Consider the following 21457-nt stretch of genomic DNA (forward strand, 5'->3'; position numbering starts at 1 on the left):
ATGGCCCTATCGCCGGCAAGCCGGCTCCCACAGGGGTTGGGGCTATCTGTGAGAGCCAGCTCCCACAGGGGTTGGGTCTATCTGTGGGAGCCGGCTTGCCGGCGATGCAGGCGACTCGGTTTCAGAGCTGGTCGAAATCGAGAACGACCTTGTCGCTCACCGGGTAGGTCTGGCACGACAGCACATACCCGGCCGCCACTTCGTAGTCTTCCAGTGCATGGTTGCTGTCCATCTCCACCTCGCCTTCGATCACCCGGCACTTGCAGGTCGAGCACACGCCGGCCTTGCACGAATAGGGCAGCTCGGCGCCGATGGCATTGCCGGCGTCCAGCACGTTCTGGGTATTGCGCGGCAAATCGAAGCTCAGCGCCCGGCCATCGCTGATCACGGTGACCTGGCTCAGCGCCGAGTCCACCTGGCGCGCTGCCTCGCGCGCCTCGCGGCGGGCTTCGCTGCCGGCGGCGGCGAACAGCTCGAAGTGGATGCGCGCCTTGTCCATGCCGTTGGCCTGCAGGCTGTCGCGCACGGTTTCGGTCATCGCCTGCGGGCCGCAGATGAACGCCGCGTCGAGGCTGGCCACGTCCATCCAGCGGGAGAACAGCTGGCCGCACTTGTCGGCATCGATGCGGCCGTTGTAGAGGTCGACGTCCTGCTGCTCGCGGCTGAACACGAAGATCAGGTTCAGGCGCTCGAGGTAGCGGTTTTTCAGGTCTTCGAGCGTGTCGCGGAACAACGCACCGGAGCTTGAGCGGTTGCCGTACAGCAAGGTGAAGCGGCTGTGCGGCTCGCTGGCCAAGGTGGTGGCGATGATCGACAGGATCGGCGTGATGCCGCTGCCGGCCGCCACGCCCAGGTAGTTGCCCTGGCGCGCCGGCTCCAGCGGCACGTTGAAGCTGCCGCTCGGTGGCATCACCTCCAGCTGCTGGCCGGCCTTGAGCACGTCGTTGGCGAACGCCGAGAAGCGCCCGCCGGGCACGCGCTTGACCGCCACGCGCAGCTCGCCGTCCTGCACGGCGCTGCAGATCGAGTAGGAGCGGCGCACCTCTTCATCGCCCAGCTGGGTGCGCATCACCAGGTGCTGGCCCTGGGTGAAGCGAAACGCCTGCTCCAGGTGCGCCGGCACCTCGAAGGCAATCGATACCGCGTCACGGGTTTCGGGACGCACTTGCTTGATGGTCAGGCTGTGAAACTGGCTCATGGTGTTCTCCACGGCTCAAATGCATTTGAAATAGTCGAACGGCTCCAGGCACTCGCGGCAGCGATACAGCGCCTTGCAGGCCGTGGAGCCGAACTGGCTGAGCAGTTCGGTGTTGGCGCTTGCGCACTGCGGGCAGCACACCTGCGGCGCCTCGCCGAGCAGGCTGCGCTTGCTGGCGCTGCCTTGCGGCGGGGCGATGCCATAGGCGCGCAGGCGCTCGCGGCCTAGCGCGCTGATCCAGTCGGTGCTCCAGGCCGGGGTCAGCCGGCGTTCCAGGTCTGGCGCGGCGAACCCGGCCTGCTCCAGCGCCTGGCGGATATCGCCCTCGATCACCTCGGTGGCGGGGCAACCGGAGTAGGTCGGGGTGACCACCAGGTGCAGGTGCCCGGCGCGCCAGTCGAGGTCGCGCACGATGCCCAGGTCGACCACGCTGACCACCGGCACTTCCGGGTCCATGACCTCGCCCAGCACCGCCCAGGCGCGGGCCAGGTCGTCGCCACGGGCCGCCCGGGCACCGCGGTCACCGGCAATCAGCTCACCAGGTTGCATCGGGGTAGGCCCTTGGCAGGAACTGCATTTCGGCCAGCAACAGGCCCAGGTGCTCGGTGTGCAGGCCTTGCCGACCACTGAGGTAGAAGTGGCTGGCAGCCTTGGGCAGCGGCAGCTCGACCGTGGCGAACAGGCTGCTCACCTGTTGCAGCCAGGCGGCGCCGACGGCGGCCGGGTCGGCGGCGATGCCGGCTTGGGCCAGGGCCACTTCGCTGTCGCTGCCCGCAGTCAGCTCCACGGTGAAGCGCCACAGGGCCGGGACCGCATCGAGCATGCGCCGGCGGCTTTCGTCGGTGCCGCCAGCCAGGCGCTGCACCCACTCGCCGGAGCGGCGCAGGTGGTAGGTGACTTCCTTGAGCGCCTTGGCGGCGATGCCGGCGATGCGTTCATCGCTGGAGCCGGCCAGGCGTTGCAGCACGGCATGGTGCCAGGCGTCGTAGAAGAACTGCTTGGCCATGGTCACGGCGAAATCGCCGTTGGGCTGCTCGACCAGCAACAGGTTGCGAAACGCCCGCTCGTCACGGCGAAACGCCAGGGCGTCGGCGTCGCGGCCGTCGTCGAGCAGTTCGGCGGCGTAGTCCAGCCAGTTGCGGGCCTGGCCGACCAGGTCCAGGCCGACGTTCATCAGGGCCAGTTCTTCTTCCAGGGCCGGTGCGTGGCCGCACCACTCGCACAGGCGCTGGCCCTGGATCAGGGCGCTGTCGCCGAGCAGCAGCAGGTAGGGGATGAGAGCTTGCTTGTGCATGGCCAACCTCACATGTGCCCGACTTCGTCGGGCAGTTCATAGAAGCTGGCGTGGCGGTAGACCTTGTCGTCCGAAGGGGCGAACAGCGGGTCTTTCTCGTCAGGCGAGGAGGCGGTGATCAGTGCCGAGGGCACCACCCACAGGCTCACGCCTTCGCTGCGCCGGGTGTACAGCTCGCGGGCGTTCTCGATGGCCATGGCGGCGTCGGCGGCATGCACGCTGCCGACATGCTTGTGGTTCAGGCCGTGCTTGCTGCGCACGAACACTTCGTAGAGGGTCCAGACAGACATCTTCAATCTCCGCATCAATCGCCGCTCAGGCGGCGTTCTTGTTCTGTTGCTTGCGTGCGTAGGCCACGGCCGCTTCACGCACCCAGGCGCCATCCTCGATGGCCTTGCGGCGGGTGGCGACGCGTTCCTGGTTGCACGGGCCATTGCCCTTGATCACTTCGTAGAACTCTTCCCACTGGATGTCGCCGAAGTCGTAGTGGCCGCGGGCTTCGTTCCATTTCAGGTGGGGGTCGGGGGCGGTGCAGCCGAGCAGTTCGAGTTGCGGCACGGTCTGGTCGATGAAGCGCTGGCGCAGTTCGTCGTTGGTCTGGCGCTTGATCTTCCAGGCCATGGACTGGGCGCTGTTGGGCGAATGCTCATCGCTTGGGCCGAACATCATCAGCGCCGGCCACCAGAGGCGGTCGATGGCGTCCTGGACCATGTCCTTCTGCGCCTGGGTGCCCTCGCGCATCATGGTCAGCAGCAGCTCGTAGCCCTGGCGCTGGTGGAAGCTCTCTTCCTTGCAGATGCGGATCATGGCGCGGGAGTAGGGGCCGTAGGAGGTGCGCTGGAGCACCACCTGGTTGACGATGGCGGCGCCATCGACCAGCCAGCCCACCGCGCCCATGTCGGCCCAGCTCAGGGTCGGGTAGTTGAAGATGCTCGAGTACTTGGCCTTGCCGCTGTGCAGCTTGGCGATCTCTTCGTCGCGGTCGGCGCCGAGGGTTTCCATGGCGCTGTACAGGTACAGGCCGTGGCCGGCTTCGTCCTGGATCTTGGCCATCAGCTGCAGCTTGCGCTTGAGGCTGGGGGCGCGGGTGACCCAGTTGCCTTCCGGGAGCATGCCGACGATTTCCGAGTGGGCGTGCTGGGAGATCTGCCGGATCAGGGTCTGGCGGTAGGCCTCGGGCATCCAGTTCTTGGCTTCGATCTTGATTTCGGCGTCGATCTTTTCCTGGAAGTGGCGCTCTTCGGGCGACATCTCTTCCAGCGACTTGACGCGCTTGACTCCGGTTTCCACTAGCTGTGCGTACATGTTCCGACTCCTGCTAAGGCATGAGTCATTTGTAAGCGATACAAAACATAACGTCAAACTGTTTTATGTGTATCGAATGTAATTTGTGTATCGCTTTGCTGGGCAGGGGCTGCTGTGCAGCCCAATCGCTGGCAAGCCAGCTCCTACACAGAGGGCGGCGCCTGGTCCTGTGGGAGTTGGCTTGCCAGCGATTGGGGCGCAAGGCGCCCCCGGCTTTTTCAGGTAAAAAAAAGCCCCGGACTAAGCCGGGGCCACAAAAGGCAGCTGATGAATCAGCTGGCCAACCGTTTGTCGAACACATGGCACGCCTTGCCCTCGGAGCGCTTGAGCGTCCCGCAGGGCTGCAGCCGCACCTGGGTGCTGATGCCGATGTAGGTCTTGATCTGCTTGGTCAATTCAGCGGCAATGAGCTTGCGCTGCGCCTCATCCAGGCTTTGGCATTCACCGCGCAACTCCACGTGCACCTCAACGCTGTCGAGGTTGCCATTGCGATACAGATGAATCTCATAAAGCTCGGAAAGCTGTTTTATTTTCAGCACCTGCTCTTCGATCTGCGTGGGGAACACGTTGACCCCGCGAATGATCAGCATGTCGTCGCTGCGCCCGGTGATCTTGCCGATGCGCCGCATCGGCCGCGCCGTGCCCGGCAACAGGCGGGTCAGGTCGCGAGTGCGGTAGCGCACCATCGGCAGCGCCTCCTTGCTCAGCGAGGTGAACACCAGCTCGCCGAGCTGGCCGTCGGGCAGCACCGCGCCGCTGACCGGGTCGATGATCTCGGGGTAGAAGTGGTCTTCCCAGATGGTCGGGCCGTCCTTGGTCTCGATGCACTCCATGGCCACGCCCGGGCCCATGATTTCCGACAGGCCGTAGATGTCCAGGGCGTTGATGCCCAGGCGCTGTTCGATGGAGCGGCGCAACTCGTCGGTCCACGGCTCGGCGCCGAAGATGCCCAGGCGCAGCTTGAGGTCATTGGGGTCGATGCCCTGGCGTTCGATCTCGTCGGCCAGGTTGAGCATGTACGAAGGGGTGACCATGATGATGTCGGGCTGGAAGTCGCGAATCAGCTGCACCTGCTTCTCGGTCTGGCCGCCCGACATGGGGATCACCGTGCAACCCAGGCGCTCGGCGCCGTAGTGGGCGCCCAGGCCGCCCGTGAACAGGCCGTAGCCGTAGGACACGTGCACCTTGTCGCCCTTGCGCCCGCCGGCGGCGCGGATCGAGCGGGCGACCACGTTGGCCCAGGTGTCGATGTCGTTCTGCGTGTAGCCGACCACGGTCGGCTTGCCGGTGGTGCCGCTGGAGGCGTGCAGGCGCACCACCTCCTGCTGGGGCACGGCGAACATGCCGTAGGGGTAGTTGTCGCGCAAATCGTTCTTGCCGGTGAAGGGGAACTTCGCCAGGTCGTCGAGGGTTTTCAGGTCATCGGGGTGGGCGCCGCATTCGTCGAAACGCTTGCGGTACAGCGGCACCTTGTCGTAAGCGTGCGCAAGGCTCCAGCGCAGGCGCTCCAGCTGGTGCTGGCGCAGCGCGTCGACGCTGGCGGTTTCCATCGGGTCCAGCAGGGCACGATCGGCTTCGTGGTACATGTTCATGGCATCACTCGAATTGTTCTTGTAGACCGGCGCCTGGCGTGCAAGCAGCAGGGCCGTGAGTGTCATGGACGCAGCATAACCGGCGGCGTCGCGTTCAGTAACAAGCCATTGGTCAGAGACGCTCGATGACCATGGCGATGCCTTGGCCCACGCCGATGCACATGGTGCACAGGGCGTAGCGTCCGGCAGTTTCTTCCAGCTCGTGCAGGGCGGTGGTGACCAGCCGCGCGCCGCTCATGCCCAGTGGGTGGCCGAGGGCGATGGCGCCGCCGTTGGGGTTGACCCGTGGGTCGTCGTCCTGCAGCCCCAGTTCGCGCAGCACCGCCAGGCCCTGGGCGGCAAAGGCCTCGTTGAGCTCGATCACATCCATGTCGGCCAGCGACAGGCCGGTCAGGGCCAGCACCTTGCGGGTCGCCGGCACCGGGCCGATGCCCATGATGCGCGGCTCGACCCCGGCCACCGCCATGCCGACGATCCGCCCACGCGGCTTGAGGCCATGGCGGCGCGCCGCTTCACTGCTGGCCAGCAGCAGGGCGCAGGCGCCGTCGTTGACGCCCGAGGCATTGCCGGCGGTGACGCTGCCGCCCTGGCGGAACGGCGTGCCGAGCTTGGCCAGTTGCTCAAGCGTAGTGTCGGCGCGCGGGTGTTCATCCTGCGCCACCTGCAAGGCCGGGCCTTTGCGCTGGGCAATGGTCACCGGCACGATTTCCCGCGCCAGGCGGCCACGCGCCTGGGCGGCGGCGGCCTTGTGCTGGCTGCGCAGGGCGAAGGCATCCTGGTCGGCGCGGGAAATGCCGAACTGGGCGGCGACGTTTTCTGCCGTTTCCGGCATCGAGTCGATGCCATGCCCGGCCTGCATCAAGGGGTTGACGAAACGCCAGCCGATGGTGGTGTCGAACAGCTCGGCGCTGCGCCCGAAAGCCTGTTCCGACTTGCCCATGACGAACGGCGCCCGCGACATCGACTCGACGCCGCCGGCCAGCATCAGGCCGGCCTCGCCACAGCGCAGGGCGCGGGCGGCATTGCCGATGGCGTCCATGCCCGAGCCGCACAGGCGGTTGAGCGTGGTGCCCGGCACGCTGATCGGCAGCCCGGCCAGCAGCGCGGCCATGCGCGCGACGTTGCGGTTGTCTTCGCCGGCCTGGTTGGCGCAGCCGAGGATCACATCGTCGATGGCTTGCCAGTCCAGCTCCGGGTGGCGCTCGAGCAATGCCTTGATCGGTACCGCGGCCAGGTCGTCGGCGCGCACCTGGCTCAGGGCGCCGCCGTAGCGGCCGATGGGCGTGCGCACGGCGTCGATGATCAGCGCCTCGGACAGGGTGTGTTCACTCATCTTGGGTCTCCTGCGCAAGCACCGTGCCGCGCACTTTGTAGGATTTGCCATGGAACAGGGCGACCAGTTCGCCGCGCTGGTTTTCGATGCGCACGTCATACAGCCCGGTACGCCCCTTGCGCGCCTGCTCGCTGGCCGTGGCCGTCAGCAGGTCGCCGCGCAGCGCCGGGGCGACGTAGTCGATGCTGCAGCCCAGGGCGACGGTGGCTTCGTCGTAGCTGTTGCAGGCAAACGCGAACGCCGAGTCGGCCAGGGCGAACAAAAAGCCGCCGTGGCAGGTGCCGTGGCCCTGGATCATGTCGGCGCGCACCGGCATCCGCAGGCACGCGCGGCCGGCGCCGGCATCGATGAGGCTGATGCCCAGCGCCTGGGAGGCCTGGTCGCGGGAGAACATGGCATCGGCGCAGGCCTGGGCCAGTTGGTCGGGGGTGCGGTGCAGGTCAGTCATGCAGGCGAGCTCCTTGGGCCGCTTGGCGGCGCAGCAGCAGGGAAGGGCGGTAGCGGCTTTCGCCGTAGCTGCGTTGCAGGTTGTCGAGCACGCGCAGGGTGTAGCCCAGGCCGATCTGCTCGGCCCAGGCCAGCGGGCCGCGCGGGTAATTGACCCCGGCGCGCATGGCCAGGTCGATGTCGGCGGCGCTGCCGACGCCTTGCAGCACGGCGTCGGCCGCTTCGTTGGCGAGCATGGCCACGGTGCGCAGCACCACCAGGCCAGGCAGGTCGGCCAGTGCCGATACCTGCAGGCCGGCGCGCTGCAGCAAGGCCACCGCCTGATCGCGGGCCTCCACGCAGGTATCGGCAGACCAGCTGATGGCGATGCGTGTGGCGCTGCGGTAATCCAGGGCCAGGTCGACCAGCACCAGGTTGCGCAGGCCGTCTTCACGGGCGCGCTGGCTGGCCAGGCGGCCATCGGACAGCGCCAGGGTCGCTTCGCCGACCTGGATCAGGCCATGGCCATCACGCTGGCTGACGCCAAGCCCGCTGTCGCGCAAGCGCTCGATGAGCGGCTGCATGACGCCCAGGTCGCCTTCGACCACGCAGTGCTCGACAGTCAGCGCGCTGTGCAGCACTGCCGGCTGCGGCCGTTGCGCGCCCTCGGCGTAGCGGTAGAAGCCCTGGCCACTTTTGCGCCCGAGGCGGCCAGCGTCGACCAGCTCTTTTTGCACCAGCGAGGGCTGGAAGCGGAAGTCGCCATAAAAGGCATCGAACACCGAGCAGGTAACGGCGTAGTTGACGTCATGGCCAATCAGGTCGGTCAGCTCGAACGCGCCCATGCGAAAACCGCCGGCGTCGCGCAGCAGCGCATCCAGGGTGGCGCAGTCCGCCGCGCCTTCCTGCAGCAGGCGCAGGCTTTCAGCGTAGAACGGGCGGGCCACGCGGTTGACGATGAAGCCGGGGGTGGAGCGGGTGTACACCGGCTGCTTGCCCCAGGCCTTGGCGGTTTCATACAGGGTGGCGGCAATCGCGGGCTCGGTGGCCAGGCCGCAGACCACTTCCACCAGGGCCATCAATGGCGCCGGGTTGAAGAAGTGCATGCCGATCACCTGCCCAGGCCGCTGCAGGCCAGCGGCGAGGCTGGTGATGGACAGCGACGAGGTGTTGCTGGCGAGGATGCAGTCCGGCGCGCACAGCGCTTCGAGCTGACGCAGTAGCCCTTGCTTGACCTGCAGGTTCTCGACGATGGCCTCGATCACCAGGCGCGCATCGGCCAGGGCCTCGATCGCCTCCACCGGCTGCAGGCGGGCCACGATGGCGTGGCGGGCCTCGGCCTGCAGCTTGCCTTTTTCCACCAGGCGCCCGAGTTGCTGGTCGATGCCGGCCACGGCCTGGGCCGCCGCGCCGGGGCGGTTGTCGTAGAGCTTGACCGGGTGCCCGGCCTGGGCCGCGACCTGGGCGATGCCGGCGCCCATGGCACCGGCGCCGATGACCGCCACCAGGGCGTCAGTGTGCAGTGCGTGCATGCTCAACGCCCCTTGAATGCCGGTGTGCGCTTGGTCATGAAGGCGCTCACGCCTTCACGGTAGTCCTCGCTGCGCCCGGCCAGGCGCTGCAGGTCGCGCTCCAGCTCCAGCTGCTGGTCGAAGCTGTTGTCGAAGCTGGCATTGAGGCTGCGCTTGATCAGCGCCAGGCCGTAGGTCGGCTGGCTGGCCAGGTGGCGCGCCAGGGTCATGGCCTCGTCGCGCAGGGCGGCATCGTCGACCACGCGGTGGATCAGCCCCCAACGCTCGGCCTGCTCGGCGCTCAGGCGCTCGCCGAGCATGGCCAGCGCCTTGGCCCGGGCCATGCCCACCAGGCGGGGCAGCAGCCAGGTGCCGCCAGAATCCGGCACCAGGCCGATCTTGCAGAACGCCTGGATGAAGCTGGCCGAACGTGCTGCCAGCACCAGGTCGCAGGCCAGCGGCAGGTTGGCCCCGGCGCCTGCGGCCACGCCGTTGACGGCGCAGATGACCGGCAGCGGCAGCTCGCGCAGGGTGCGCACCAGCGGGTTGTAGAAGCGCTCGATGGACTCGCCCAGGTCAGGCATTTCGGCCCCTGGCGCCACATTGCGGTCGGACAGGTCCTGGCCTGCACAGAAGCCGCGGCCTTCGCCGGTCAGCAGCAGCACCCGGGCCTGGCCGCTCTGGCGCACTTGCTTGAGGGCTTCGCGCACCTCCAGGTGCATCGCGGTGTTGAAGCTGTTCAGCTGCTCTGGCCGGTTCAGCGAGAGGAGGGCAACGCCATCCTCGATGGAAAACAGAATGTGCTGGAAAGTCATCTCGGACTCGCTCCGTCTGGCAAGGGAAAGGGCAGGTCAACGGCCTTCGAACTGGGCCGGGCGTTTTTCCTGGAAGGCGCGGATGCCCTCGTTGCGGTCGGCGGTGCCGGCCAGCAGGGTGAAGGCATGGCGCTCGAAGCGCAGGCCGCTGGCAAGGTCGGTGTCGCCGGCCTTGAGCAGCGCTTCCTTGGCCAGGCGTACCGCCAGCGGCGCCTTGGCGGCGATGCTGCGGGCCACTTGCATGGCGCGCTCCACGGTCAGTTCGGGCTGGGTGAGTTCGCTGACCAGGCCGGCCTGCAGGGCATGCCCGGCGGTAATGGCTTCGCCGGTCAGCACCATCTGCATGGCCAGCGGCTTGCCCACGGCGCGCAGCAGGCGCTGGGTGCCGCCGGCACCGGGGATGATGCCCAGGTTGATTTCCGGCTGGCCGAAACGGGCGTCGACGCCGGCGATGACGATGTCGGCGCACATCACCAGCTCGCAGCCACCGCCCAGGGCGTAGCCGTTGACGGCGGCGACCAGGGGTTTGCTGAAGCCTGCGATGCGTTGCCAGTGGCCGACGCGGGGGTCGTTGAGGATGCCGACCAGGTCGCGTTTGGCCATCTCGCCGATGTCGGCGCCGGCGGCAAAGGCCTTGCGGCTGCCGGTGATGACCACGGCGCGGGTCTGCTCGTCACGGTCGGCGGCCTCCAGCTCGCTGGCCAGTTCCGCCAGCAGTTCGGTGCACAAGGCATTGAGCGCTTCGGGCCGTTGCAGGGTGACCAGGCGCACGCCGTGTTCAGGCGCTTGCACGTGGAGATAACGCGGCATGTGGGGGTCCTCGGGCTGCTCGCACGGCGCATCGCGTGGCCGGCGTTTATTGGAATTGTCTGCAGGGGCGACGGCAGGCCGTGCCCAGGTGGAGCCAGTATAAGCACCATGTGATACATGAATGCAATAGCAACACATAGTTCGTGTATCTTATAATCGATTACCTGAAAGGCGCACCTTCTCTGAATACCCCGCATTTGGCAGGCTAGATAGGGTTTGACGAAAAACACATTTACGATACAAGATCAGCAAACGTTGCGAATCATTTCAGGATAAACGCCATGCCTTGCTACCGCCTCGATGGCCTGACCCCAGTGGTCGACCCCACTGCCTATGTCCACCCCAGCGCCGTGCTGATCGGCGACGTGATCGTCGGCCCGCACTGCTACGTGGGGCCGCTGGCCTCGCTGCGGGGTGATTTCGGCCGGATCGTGCTGGAAGAGGGCGCCAACCTGCAGGACACCTGCGTGATGCATGGCTTCCCCGGCGGCGACACGGTGATCGAGCGCAACGGCCATGTCGGCCATGGCGCAGTGCTGCACGGTTGCCGGGTAGGCGAGGACGCGCTGATCGGGATGAACGCCGTGGTAATGGACGGCGCCCATGTCGCGCCGCGCTGCATCGTCGCCGCCACGGCATTCGTCAAGGCCGGCTTCAGCTGCGCCGAACAGAGCCTGGTGATGGGCGCGCCGGCGCAGGTCAAGCGCCCGCTGAGCGACGAGGAATTGGCCTGGAAACAGCGCGGCACCGCCGAGTATCAGCGGCTGACCCAGCGCTGCATGGCCAGCCTGGTCGAGTGCCCGCCGCTGACCGAGGCCGAGGCGCAGCGCCCGCGCATGGGCGACGATGGTTTGCGCCCCAAAGGCGAGGCGGGCGCATGAACCTGCCCGCGCGCCATGGCCAGGCAGGCCGCCGCACAGGTATAGTCGGTGCTTTCTCCGCGCACAGTTCCTCCATGAGCAACCTCGCCCCGCTGAATACCTTGATCACCCGCTTCCAGGAGCAGACCCCGATTCGCGCCAGTTCGCTGATCATCACCCTCTACGGGGATGCCATCGAACCCCATGGCGGCACGGTCTGGCTGGGTAGCCTGATCAACCTGCTGGAGCCGATCGGCATCAATGAACGGCTGATCCGCACCTCGATCTTCCGCCTGACCAAGGAAGGCTGGCTGACCGCCGAAAAAGTCGGCCGGCGCAGCTACTACAGCCTCACCGGCACTGGCCGGCGGCGCTTCGAAAAAGCCTTCAAGCGGGTCTACAGCCCAAGCCAGCCGGCCTGGGATGGCGCCTGGACCCTGGTGCTGCTGTCGCAGCTCGAAGCCGGCAAGCGCAAGGCCGTGCGCGAAGAGCTGGAATGGCAGGGTTTCGGCGTGATGGCGCCCAACGTGCTGGGCTGCCCGCGGGCTGACCGCAGCGACCTGGCGGCAACCTTGCGCGAGCTGGAGGCGAGCGACGACAGCATCGTGTTCGAAACCCACACCCAGGAAGTGCTGGCCTCCAAGGCCCTGCGTGCGCAGGTGCGGGAGAGTTGGCGCATCGATGAACTGGGGCAGCAGTACAGCGAGTTCATCCAGCTGTTCCGGCCGCTGTGGCAGAGCCTGAAGGAGCAGCCCGAGCTCGATGCCCAGGACTGCTTCCTGGCGCGCACCTTGCTCATCCATGAATACCGCCGGTTGCTGCTGCGCGACCCGCAGTTGCCCGACGAGTTGTTGCCGGGCGACTGGGAAGGCAGGGCCGCACGCCAGCTGTGCCGCAACCTGTATCGGCTGATCTTCGCCAAGGCCGAAGACTGGCTGAACACCGCGCTGGAAACCGCGGACGGCCCGCTGCCGGATGTGAACGAGAGCTTCTACAAGCGCTTTGGCGGCCTGGCCTGAGCCACCCTCAAGCAACGCCCGCCTGGCTGAACGGCATCTGCAACGGGCGTTGCTCACCCAGCAACCAATCGCAATAGCGCGCAACGCCTTGCTCGACGGTCGCCATGCCAGCCGCGAAGCCCACGCTGCGCAGGCGCTGCAGGTCGGCGCAGGTGTAGCACTGGTACTTGCCGCGCAAGTGCTCGGGAAACGCCGAATATTCCAGCACGCCTTCGCGCAAGGCCGCCTGCAGCGTCAACGGCGGCAGGCCTTCTTGCCCGCGCAGGCGGTTGATGACCGCCAGGGCAACGTCATTGAAAGGCTGGGCGCGGCCGCTGCCGACGTTGAAGATGCCGCTGAGCTGCGGGTGGTCGAGGAAGAACAGGTTGACCTTGACCACATCGTCCACTGACACGAAGTCGCGCAGGTGGCCGCCGCTCGGGTAGTCGCCATACTGGCCGAACAGGCTGACCTTGCCATGGGCCTGGTACTGGTTGAAGCAGTGCAGCGCGACCGAGGCCATGGCGCCCTTGTGCTGCTCGCGTGGCCCGTAGACGTTGAAGTAGCGCAACCCGACGACCTGGCTGCGGGCTGCGGGCAGGTGCCGGCGCACATATTGATCGAAGAGGAACTTGGAGTAGCCGTAGACGTTCAGCGGCTGCTCATGTTCGCGCTGCTCGCGAAACACCTGGCCTGCGCCGTACACGGCTGCCGAGGAGGCGTACAGCATCGGCACCTGTTGAGCTTGGGCGGCGCTGAACAGGTCACAGCTGTAGCGGTAGTTGTTTTCCATCATGAAGCGGCCGTCGCCTTCGACGGTGCTGGAGCAGGCGCCCTGGTGCAGCACGGCGCGTACCTTGCCGAACTGGCCTTGGCGCAGGCGCTCGATGAAGTCGTGCTTGTCCAGGTAGTCGGCGATGTCGCAGTCGGCGAGGTTGCGAAATTTGTCGCCATCGGTGAGGTCATCGACGGCGATGATCCGGGTTTCGTGGCGCTGGTTGAGCGCCTTGACCAGATTGCTGCCGATGAAACCGGCGGCGCCGGTCACGATAATGGTCATGCCTAGTCCCCCAGTGAGGGTGCGAAGTGGTCAGTCTGGGGGAGGAGGGGTGCAGCGGTATTAATCTGGATCAATGTTCGCGCCGGGCGTGTCGTCATCCCACTGTCATGTATTGAAATTTATTATTTCAATTTCTTAACACTCGGTTTCTACCCACATGGCAGACCGCATGATGCTGGGCCCGGTCCATGGGCATTCGGAAGCGGATCTCTATGGACTGCTGTATGGTTTCGCCTTCTGCCCGGGTCAGGCCGCGCGGGAAATCGACTCGGCCGAGGCCTTGCAGCGCCTGCTGGAGCCGGCAGACAACGATGAGTTCATGTGGCTGCACCTGAACCTTGCCCATGCTGCGTGCGAGCGCTGGATGAGGAGCCACCTGGACCTGCCCGAGAGCTTTTTCGAGACCCTGCGCGAAGGTTCTCGCTCCACCCGCATCGAACATACCGACGGCGCCTTGCTGGCCGTGGTCAACGACATCGTCTTCAACTTCGGCCTGGTGTCGTCGGACGTCTCGACCTTATGGGCCTGCGCACGCCGCCGGCTGCTGGTCAGCGTGCGGCTGCAGCCGCTGCACTCGGTGGACAAGCTGCGGCTTTCGGTGAAGCAGGGCGAATGCTTCGGCTCCACGGTCGAGCTGCTTGCGCACCTGCTGGGTGACCAAGGTGACCTGCTGACCCAGGTGGTGCGGGAAACCACGATGAAAGTGGACGGCATCGAAGACCAGTTGCTGTCGCTGCGCCTGAGCGACAACCGCGCCGAATTGAGCAGCCTGCGCCGCGTGCTGGTGCGCCTGCAGCGGCTGCTGGCGTTGGAGCCGGGGTCCTTGCTGCGCTTGCTCAACCGCCCGCCGGACTGGTTGCGCGAACAGGACCTGCGGCAATTGCGAGCGGCCACTGAAGAGTTTGCGGTGATCATCAGCGACCTGACGTCGCTGGTGGAGCGTATAAAGCTGCTGCAGGAGGAGATCGCTGCCAAGCTCACCGAGCAGAACAACCGCACCTTGTTCACGCTTACGGTAGTGACGGTGCTGGCATTGCCGATCAACATCATCGCCGGCTTCTTTGGCATGAACGTGGGCGGCATTCCCTTGGCCGACGACCCGCATGGGTTTTGGGTGCTGGTGGCGTTGGTGGCGACCTTTACGGTGCTGGTTGGGCGTTGGGCGTTTCGCAAGCGGGATGATTATTGAAGCCAGGCGAGGGCAGGCGGAGGATAGCTGGGAAGGCGCTCATTATAACTACACTAAATGAATATTTAGTGTAGTTATAATTTTGGCTTATATATGAGTCAGGGGAGGCGGCGCGCCAGCCACACCGTCAGGCCGCCAGAATCCGGGTCTTCTGCGATGTGGTCCAGCACCTCGAACCCGTGCTCATGCAGCCTGGCCCGGTATTCCTGCGGGTCCAGGCTGGCGTGGTACAGCGTTTCTCCCTGGAACTCACCCAATGCCTCGCCATGTGACGGGCCGCTGGTGAACATCAGCAACGCACCTGGCGCCGCATGGCGCTGGAAAACCGCGAACATCTGGCGTTGGTCATCAGGCTTGAGGTGGAAAAAACTGTTCCAGGCCAGGATGCCGGCAAACTGGCGCGCCAGGTCCAGCGTGCGCATGTCGGCCTGTAGCCAGTGCTGGTTGGGAAATTGTGCGGTGCACAGCGCGATCATCTGCGTTGAGGAATCCACGCCAACGACCGACAGGCCAGATTCGATCAGAAAACGCGCCACGGGCTGGCCAGAGCCACAGCCTAGATCCAGGACGGTAGCCGTCGGCTGCAGCAACGCGTGGAAGCGTTCGATCCATTTGCGTTCGATGAGGCGATTGCCGCGCAGGTCATTCCAGGTGGACGCGTTGCGGTCGTAGAGATCGATGATCTGATCGGCGGATGGGTGATGCGGCATGCTGACGTCCTTGAATCGGGAAAAGCCATTCTAGAGGGGATCGTGTGTGCTGCAATGTAGCTTGGGTGTGGCCCGTGTGGAATATGTTAAGGTGCGCATAATGCATATTATGTTAAATGAAAGGCAATGTTATGGATGTTCATCAACCTCACTGATTAGATAAAACCGGATTCCAACGTCCACTCTCTCAACGGGCCATATCCTTCGCGTTCATGGCGCATCCTTGAATGAGATGGTTGCCGATGAAGCTGATTCAGTTGCGTGCGATCCGAGCGTTCAACACCTATGCGAAAAGCCGAGACCTAGATATCGATGAGGCCATCTTTGCCCGCCACTTTGAAGCGATTCTGGCTTTGTTGGAACGTTACGCCCTCTGGCTCCAAAGCGGCCGTCAAGCCCACAACCTGGTCGCCCCAATCGACACCGCTGCAACGGCACCGTTTCCGCTGCTCGATCCGCGTAGCCGCGACCAATACCTGCGACTGCTCAAGCTATACCTGTTCTAGTGTGTCATCCGTTACATCCCGCGTGCTCGTCAAACCTCACTGGCATTCGCCACACATTTGCCGACCGCTTTTTGGCCTATCTTGTAGAGCAGCGTGGACATGGCCTGGAACGGGTCACAGACGGACACCGACGAGTCCGCGGCTGGTCTGAGGCCTCGACGATGCCACGCCGTTATGCAAGTCGTTATCTAGCCGAGTCAGCCAACCGCCACAATACCCAGCGTGCCTCGGCAGCCTGGAGCCGACTTGAAAGTTAAGGAGTTTCGCCGTGACCTAGTCAGCCGATCAAGAACACGGTTCACCCTCCTCCTCTTTTCCGGCCTAAGTGTTCGAAGGCTCGCTCAGGTTGCGATTTGAACTCGCACTGATGACCAGTCTCGCTACGTCAATACTCGATCATGCGTCTAACCGTGGTATGACGGCGGCCTTGCAATGAAAATCTATTGGACTGCGCTTATATTTAGCTCAGAACTCATGGCAATTAGGGATTCTCCGATCAAATCAGCACAGGCCGCTCGACCTGTGCTGAAATAGCCCTCCGTTCAGCCGCCCCAATAAGCCTTACCCATGAGTCATATGAGCTTTTCCGATTTCGAGTACGCCGATAGTTTGTCCTGAGCCTCTACCTCACCTGGCTTTTCACAGTTAACGTCCTTCGTTAGTTCCTTTTGCGCGAACTGTCATGCGATCATTCATAGAACACGTAAAACGATGACGATTTCGACGCTCAGGAAGCACATTGCAGCCGCTAAGACAGCCAAAGCGTTTTAGTTACTAGAAAGCACTTGGCCTGCGAGATATTGAGCCCCCAGCCCCCAGAGGCCACCAACCGACATGAAATGTTTCCACGTGTCGTACTGCATCATTGAGATAATCTCCAGCCCGACACCAAACAAAAAAATCGTCGACAACCAGAATGGCCAAGCTTTCGCGCAGGTCTCAACAAGTATCATAAAGTCGGCACGTTCCAGGAACTCGTCAACACGACGCCGGTACTCACCACCGCGCAGAAAAGCGAGAGCAACCACGACCGCAACAATCGTGAGTGCTACACTAGGAGAGATAAAGGATTTGGCAGTACCGGCGAGCGTCATCGTAAAAGATCCGATAACGGCCAGCGTAGCCATGTACGCATTTGCCGTTTGATAGATTGATTTACCTAGGATGGGGTCGATTCGCTTGTCCATAGGACTCCTATAGCGAGAATGGGTGTACATCGATGATAATGCCCTGCGCAAGGAATGCACGCAATAAAACCCTCTCGGAATTCAGTCACACATCCCACTACTGCTCTACGCCTTTGACCTGGCGGCGTTCGCTCAAAGAGTCAATGAGGTTTCTCTTCCGGTCAGCGTGTACCGCTGCTCGTGCAGACTGGAACTGCGGTGCCGTTGCCCATGCTTGTCCCGTTCATGTACGTTCCACTCAAATTGCGATACCGCGCGTACAAAGCTGCTGAATGGTTGTACCCTCTAGCTCCAAAGCGGCCGTCAAGCCGACAACCTGATCGCCCGAATCGGCACCGTTGCAACGACACCTTTTCCAGTGCTTGATCCGCCTACCCATGACCAATACCTGTGATTGCTCAAGCTATGCCTGTCTTTGAGTGTTAACTATTACATCCTGAGTGCTCGTCAAACCTCAACCTCCGTGGCTAATATTGAAGACAAAATATAGGAACGGCTCCCACTTCGGACGAGCGATCTTTCCACAGATTCACAACGGAAGGTTAAATCGTCGAGGTCAAGCTAAGGCAGAAGCATTAATAGTTCGTCAGGTATTCGAGGCGAGCTAGGTACGCCCGTCACCCAAAACCCTTCATACTGTTTTCTAAGAGCGAGTAAAAGGTATCATGCGAGACTGGATTCAACGCAAATACAAAGAAACATCCGCACCTAACCTCTATTATGTTTTCTCCGTTACGATTTTTTTGCTGGGAATGGTGTTCTCTCGCCTGCTCGGCTCTATTGCAATGGACATTGCTATAATAATTGGATCGGCCGGGGTTATAGGCGGTTTCGTTTCGTGGTGTATGCCAGCGGTACACTGGATCAGTGCTGCATGGGAAAGTACGCTGGGAAAAATCGCCGTGGCCCTTCTTCACTTTGTAGTCTTTCTGGTCGCCACGGTGATGGCTCGATCGCTTGTTTCCGAATCGTTAGGTTTACCACCACAAAGCTTTGACGTAACAGTCGGTTTTCTCATCGTCGCACTCTACATCCCGGCATTGATGGCAGTTGCGTCGATAGCGCTCTTTTTCTTTGCGATCGTTATGAGCGTAGTCGGATTTATTCAGGTGATGGCTCTTAATTTTATACAGATGCTCACCCCCGTTCTGGAGATGGTTGGCCTAAAAAATCAAATCCCCAGACCCAGCACATCTGCAATGCTTCATTCGTTTGGTTCGATGATGATAGTGGTAGTGCTAGTGAGCGGCAGCTCATACATGTCGAGCGAGCATCGTTCATGGGTACATACAGCGGTAAAAGCACTAGCAGTTTTAAGTGATTTTCATCTGGCAGTTAATTATCCGGGAGGAGAAAACCGTACGCGAATTCATCCTTTAGAGAACGGATTTGTAGCCTTTGCCAAAGTTGAAGATGACCGCAGCATCTCTATTCACATTCGAACGCAGGAAGACGAAATCGGGTCGCATCAGATCGGCACCTCGATTCCTTCCATCAAACAGATGACTAGCCCTTTGATTGAGAGCTTACGTTGAGCAACGTCGATTTGACGTAGAACAGCATGGCCCGAAAGTCCGAGTGCGATAAAGATGGGTGGCCGTCATGCCATCAGAAGATCATTCCAGGTTCATTGATCTCAAGAGGTGGTTGCTCGAAAAAAATCACAGGCTGGGTGTAGACGACCATCCCTAGAAATCCACCTTCCCCCGCCCCGCCTTAACCGTACTCCGCCTGGCTTTCCCTTCAAGCCGCCGAGTCTTCGAACCAAGCGTCGGCTTGGTCGGCCGGCGTTTCTTCTCGGTCTTGCCAGCATTGATGATCAACTCAGCAAGTCGCGCCAACGCATCAGCACGGTTCTGCTCCTGAGTCCGATACTGCTGCCCCTTGATAATCAACACACCATCACTGGTGATGCGACTGTCACGCAACGCCAGCAGCCGCTCCTTGTAAAAATCGGGCAACGATGAAGCCGGAATGTCAAAGCGCAAATGCACAGCGCTGGACACCTTGTTGACGTTCTGCCCACCCGCGCCTTGGGCACGAATGTAGGTCAGTTCAATTTCAGCATCCGGCAGATGCACGTTGTTGGAGATGGTCAGCATGGCACGGCCCTTGTCATTGCCCCGATTATCACAGCCTCAGCCCACCCGTGCACCTGAATCTCGGAAACTTGCGGAAATACAGACAACGCAAGCCTCGGTACGCGCTGAGCTATCATGCCCGGCTATTTTTTGCTGGCTCCAAGGAACCGTGATGAACCGACTTATAGTGCCTGCTGCCATCTTCATCAGCGTCATGTTCGTAGGCAAGGTTTTCGAGCATCTGGGCGTCGAAGGCAACGTAAAATTCGGATTGCTTTGCTTGATAGCAATCGTTGTCCAGGTGGTGGTAACGCGTCACCTGAGGTCGCGAGCGACTTAACCGAAATAGCGCCCCTCCATCCGCTCAACCAGAAAGTCGATAAACACCCTCACCCGCTGCGGCAACTGCCGCCCGGGCCCGATAAACACCGCATGCAAAATATCCTCCTCGCCACTTTCATACCCCTCCAGCAACGGCACCAACCGCCCCGCCTCGATATCCGCCCCCACATGGAAATTGGCCAGGCGCGCCACCCCGGCGCCGCCCAGGGCCAACTGGCGCATGCTCTCCCCGTCCTGCAGCAGCAAATTGCCCTGGGGCTCCACCTCGATGCGCTCACCATCAGCCCCGCGATACACCCACGCCTGCGAGTGCCGGTGAAAACCAAAGGCCAATCGATTGTGCCCAAGCAGGTCCTGGGGCGTGCGCGGTGTGCCCTTGCGTGCCAGATACTCGGGTGAAGCCACCGTCAACAGCCGGCTGCGGCCCAGGTGCCGCTGCACCAGCCGCGAGGCTTTCAGCGGGCCGGAGCGGATGGCGACGTCGGCGCGCCGCTCGAGCAGGTCGACCACCGTGTCGGTCAGCTCGATGTTCAAGGTGATCTGCGGGTAGGCCTCGAGAAACGCCGGCACCAGGGGCACCAAGCAGTGCAGGCCGAACGGCAGGTTGCTGTTGATGTGGATGATGCCGCTGGGGCAAGCGGCATTGGCCACGTCGCGCTCGGCGTTGTCGATCTGCTCGAGAATGCGCAGGCTTTCGACATGGAAGCGCTCGCCCTCGGCGGTCAGTTCCAGGCGCCGGGTCGAGCGCAGCAGCAGGCGCGCGCCCAGGCGCTGTTCCAGGCGTGCGATCAGCTTGCTCACCGCCGACGGCGTCATGTCCAGGCGCCGCGCAGCCTCCGAGAAAGTGCCGCAAGCGACCACTTCGGCGAACACTTCCATCTCGCCAGAGCGGTTGATGTCTTTAGCGCGTGTTTGCATGACTTGAATTCACAGCTGGTTGGAATTGCACAAGTCTACATCACAAACCAAACGGCTCGTATCGTGTGCTGCATCATTCAACCTTGCGAGCATTCGTTCATGACTACCCCCTCCTCCACACGCATTCACCCCGGGGTGTACGTGCTGGCCCTGACCGCCTTCGCCATTGGCGTGGCCGAGTTCATCGTGGTCGGCATTCTTCCGGCCATCTCCAGCGACCTGGGCGTGACCCTGGCCACCGCGGGCGGCCTGGTCGGCCTGTACGCCCTGGCATTGGCAGTGTTCACCCCGTTCATCGTGCTGCTGCTCGGGCGCCTGCCGCGCAAGCCGGTGCTGGCGGGCCTGGTGGCGATCTTTCTCGCCGGTAACCTGCTCTCGGCGCTGTCCAGTGACTACACCACGCTGTTGATCGGCCGGCTGATCACCGCCGTCGCCCATGGCAGCTTCTTCGCCATCGGCGCAACGGTCGCGGCCAGCCTGGCGCCCAAGGGCCAGGCCAGCAAAGCGATCGCCATCATGTTCGCCGGGCTCACCCTGGCCATGGTCATCGGCGTGCCACTTGGCAGCTTCCTGGGCAACGCCATGGGCTGGCGCCTGCCGTTCTACGCGGTGGCGGCGCTCAGCGCGCTGGCCTTGCTGGCCACGCTCGCCTGGCTGCCGGCGCTGAAAACCGCCGAGGCCGGCAGCATCCGCACCCAGCTCGCGGCGCTCGGCCACCCGGCGATCTGGTCGATGATGCTGGTGACCATCCTGGGCTTTGGCGCAAGCTTTGCGGCGTTCACCTTCATCACGCCGATCCTCACCGATATCACCGGCTTCTCCTCGGCCACGGCCAGCAGCTTGCTGGTGGTGTTCGGCATCGCCACGCTGATCGGCAACCTCGCCGGTGGCCGCCTGGCCGACCGCCTTGGCTGGCAACGTGCGCTGCGGGTGCTGTTCGTGTTGCTGGCGGCGGTGCTGGTGTTGCTGGGCTTCTCGCTGTCGTCGCCGGTTGCGATGGTGGTGCTGCTGTTCGTCTGGGGCGTGTTGGCCTTTGGCATGACCCCAGGCTTCCAGGCCGGCATGCTCGACACCGCCGGGCGCTACACCCCCAAGGCGGTGGACTTTGCCTCGGGGCTGAACATCTCGGCCTTCAACCTGGGCATCACCTTGGGTGAATCCGCCGGCAGCTACCTGGTGACCCACGGCCAACTGGCCCTCACCCCGTGGGCGGGTGTGGTTGCGGCGGTGCTGGTGCACCTGCCGCTGGCCTGGTTGGCCTGGCGCGGCAAACGCGCTGCCAGCGGTGCTGACAATCAGGCAGGCGCCCAGGCATAAACGGG

Annotated in this window: 22 protein-coding genes; 6 read left to right on the forward strand and 16 right to left on the reverse strand. The window is 63.2% G+C overall.

The genetic code is table 11. The annotated features are described in order from the left end of the window. Positions 1 to 121 precede the first annotated feature (121 nt). The 11 genes from paaE to paaF form a co-directional block, all read right to left on the reverse strand. Positions 122 to 1198: a 1,2-phenylacetyl-CoA epoxidase subunit PaaE gene (paaE, locus tag ACIPG5_RS17100; RefSeq protein ID WP_176511156.1), complete on the reverse strand. Its 1077-nt coding sequence runs from the start codon at positions 1196 to 1198 to the stop codon at positions 122 to 124. A gap of 15 nt (positions 1199 to 1213) precedes the next feature. After that, on the reverse strand, positions 1214 to 1747 hold the full coding sequence (gene paaD / locus ACIPG5_RS17105) for a 1,2-phenylacetyl-CoA epoxidase subunit PaaD (RefSeq protein WP_176511157.1): 534 nt from the start codon (positions 1745 to 1747) through the stop codon (positions 1214 to 1216). Next, a complete protein-coding gene (gene paaC / locus ACIPG5_RS17110) occupies positions 1734 to 2492 on the reverse strand; it encodes a 1,2-phenylacetyl-CoA epoxidase subunit PaaC (RefSeq protein ID WP_401376512.1) in 759 nt (252 codons plus the stop codon). Before paaC ends, paaD begins: the two co-directional genes overlap by 14 nt. Before the next feature lie 8 nt (positions 2493 to 2500). Beyond that, positions 2501 to 2782: a 1,2-phenylacetyl-CoA epoxidase subunit PaaB gene (gene paaB / locus ACIPG5_RS17115; protein WP_004374528.1), complete on the reverse strand. Its 282-nt coding sequence runs from the start codon at positions 2780 to 2782 to the stop codon at positions 2501 to 2503. A 25-nt stretch (positions 2783 to 2807) separates the two neighbouring features. Continuing rightward, complete coding sequence (paaA, locus tag ACIPG5_RS17120; RefSeq protein ID WP_401376515.1) at positions 2808 to 3797, reverse strand: 1,2-phenylacetyl-CoA epoxidase subunit PaaA; 990 nt, start codon at positions 3795 to 3797, stop codon at positions 2808 to 2810. Between the two features lie 272 nt (positions 3798 to 4069). Then, entirely contained in the window at positions 4070 to 5389 is a 1320-nt protein-coding gene (gene paaK / locus ACIPG5_RS17125; protein ID WP_176511287.1) for a phenylacetate--CoA ligase PaaK, read from the reverse strand. A gap of 112 nt (positions 5390 to 5501) precedes the next feature. Continuing rightward, positions 5502 to 6722, reverse strand: coding sequence for a 3-oxoadipyl-CoA thiolase (gene pcaF / locus ACIPG5_RS17130; RefSeq protein ID WP_401376518.1), 1221 nt, complete (start codon positions 6720 to 6722; stop codon positions 5502 to 5504). Further along, positions 6715 to 7170, reverse strand: a complete 456-nt coding sequence (paaI, locus tag ACIPG5_RS17135; protein WP_176511161.1) for a hydroxyphenylacetyl-CoA thioesterase PaaI — start codon at positions 7168 to 7170, stop codon at positions 6715 to 6717. Before paaI ends, pcaF begins: the two co-directional genes overlap by 8 nt. Continuing rightward, a complete protein-coding gene (paaH, locus tag ACIPG5_RS17140; RefSeq protein WP_401376521.1) occupies positions 7163 to 8680 on the reverse strand; it encodes a 3-hydroxyacyl-CoA dehydrogenase PaaH in 1518 nt (505 codons plus the stop codon). The genes paaI and paaH overlap by 8 nt, the downstream gene beginning before the upstream one ends. A gap of 2 nt (positions 8681 to 8682) precedes the next feature. Continuing rightward, entirely contained in the window at positions 8683 to 9474 is a 792-nt protein-coding gene (gene paaG, locus ACIPG5_RS17145) for a 2-(1,2-epoxy-1,2-dihydrophenyl)acetyl-CoA isomerase PaaG (RefSeq protein WP_176511163.1), read from the reverse strand. A 36-nt stretch (positions 9475 to 9510) separates the two neighbouring features. Next, on the reverse strand, positions 9511 to 10284 hold the full coding sequence (gene paaF, locus ACIPG5_RS17150) for a 2,3-dehydroadipyl-CoA hydratase PaaF (protein WP_401376524.1): 774 nt from the start codon (positions 10282 to 10284) through the stop codon (positions 9511 to 9513). 281 nt (positions 10285 to 10565) lie between these two features. Here paaF and paaY point away from each other — a divergent pair, with 281 nt between their 5' ends. Continuing rightward, a complete protein-coding gene (gene paaY, locus ACIPG5_RS17155) occupies positions 10566 to 11165 on the forward strand; it encodes a phenylacetic acid degradation protein PaaY (RefSeq protein WP_176511165.1) in 600 nt (199 codons plus the stop codon). A gap of 74 nt (positions 11166 to 11239) precedes the next feature. Next, the gene (paaX, locus tag ACIPG5_RS17160; protein ID WP_236235864.1) at positions 11240 to 12163 is read left to right on the forward strand and encodes a phenylacetic acid degradation operon negative regulatory protein PaaX; all 924 of its coding nucleotides are present in this window, start codon (positions 11240 to 11242) and stop codon (positions 12161 to 12163) included. Positions 12164 to 12170: 7 nt separating this feature from the next. On the opposite strand, the gene rfaD is transcribed toward paaX, so the two are convergent. After that, positions 12171 to 13202 (reverse strand): ADP-glyceromanno-heptose 6-epimerase, encoded by a 1032-nt coding sequence (gene rfaD / locus ACIPG5_RS17165; protein ID WP_401376528.1) that lies wholly within the window; start codon positions 13200 to 13202, stop codon positions 12171 to 12173. A 172-nt stretch (positions 13203 to 13374) separates the two neighbouring features. Here rfaD and ACIPG5_RS17170 point away from each other — a divergent pair, with 172 nt between their 5' ends. Further along, positions 13375 to 14391: a transporter gene (locus tag ACIPG5_RS17170; RefSeq protein WP_236235949.1), complete on the forward strand. Its 1017-nt coding sequence runs from the start codon at positions 13375 to 13377 to the stop codon at positions 14389 to 14391. A 98-nt stretch (positions 14392 to 14489) separates the two neighbouring features. Here the strand turns inward: ACIPG5_RS17170 and ACIPG5_RS17175 are convergent, their stop codons facing one another. Then, positions 14490 to 15101 carry a class I SAM-dependent DNA methyltransferase gene (locus tag ACIPG5_RS17175; RefSeq protein WP_401376530.1) on the reverse strand — a complete coding sequence of 204 codons (612 nt, stop codon included), beginning with the start codon at positions 15099 to 15101 and terminating at the stop codon, positions 14490 to 14492. A 242-nt stretch (positions 15102 to 15343) separates the two neighbouring features. Between ACIPG5_RS17175 and ACIPG5_RS17180 the strand changes: the two genes are divergently transcribed. Then, positions 15344 to 15607, forward strand: a complete 264-nt coding sequence (locus tag ACIPG5_RS17180) for a hypothetical protein (protein ID WP_401376533.1) — start codon at positions 15344 to 15346, stop codon at positions 15605 to 15607. Between the two features lie 767 nt (positions 15608 to 16374). Here the strand turns inward: ACIPG5_RS17180 and ACIPG5_RS17185 are convergent. Next, positions 16375 to 16794, reverse strand: a complete 420-nt coding sequence (locus ACIPG5_RS17185) for a hypothetical protein (RefSeq protein WP_401376536.1) — start codon at positions 16792 to 16794, stop codon at positions 16375 to 16377. A gap of 665 nt (positions 16795 to 17459) precedes the next feature. Between ACIPG5_RS17185 and ACIPG5_RS17190 the strand changes: the two genes are divergently transcribed. After that, positions 17460 to 18329, forward strand: coding sequence for a hypothetical protein (locus ACIPG5_RS17190; RefSeq protein ID WP_401376539.1), 870 nt, complete (start codon positions 17460 to 17462; stop codon positions 18327 to 18329). A 153-nt stretch (positions 18330 to 18482) separates the two neighbouring features. On the opposite strand, the gene arfB is transcribed toward ACIPG5_RS17190, so the two are convergent. Further along, a complete protein-coding gene (gene arfB / locus ACIPG5_RS17195; protein ID WP_401376542.1) occupies positions 18483 to 18896 on the reverse strand; it encodes an alternative ribosome rescue aminoacyl-tRNA hydrolase ArfB in 414 nt (137 codons plus the stop codon). Positions 18897 to 19211: 315 nt separating this feature from the next. Beyond that, positions 19212 to 20135: a LysR family transcriptional regulator gene (locus ACIPG5_RS17200; protein ID WP_401376544.1), complete on the reverse strand. Its 924-nt coding sequence runs from the start codon at positions 20133 to 20135 to the stop codon at positions 19212 to 19214. Positions 20136 to 20234: 99 nt separating this feature from the next. On the opposite strand from ACIPG5_RS17200, the gene ACIPG5_RS17205 reads away from it, so the two are divergent. After that, positions 20235 to 21452 carry an MFS transporter gene (locus tag ACIPG5_RS17205; protein ID WP_314613823.1) on the forward strand — a complete coding sequence of 406 codons (1218 nt, stop codon included), beginning with the start codon at positions 20235 to 20237 and terminating at the stop codon, positions 21450 to 21452. Positions 21453 to 21457: the final 5 nt, after the last annotated feature.

It is taken from the genome of Pseudomonas sp. NPDC087029 (assembly GCF_044745345.1).
Taxonomy (GTDB): domain Bacteria; phylum Pseudomonadota; class Gammaproteobacteria; order Pseudomonadales; family Pseudomonadaceae; genus Aquipseudomonas; species Aquipseudomonas faucium.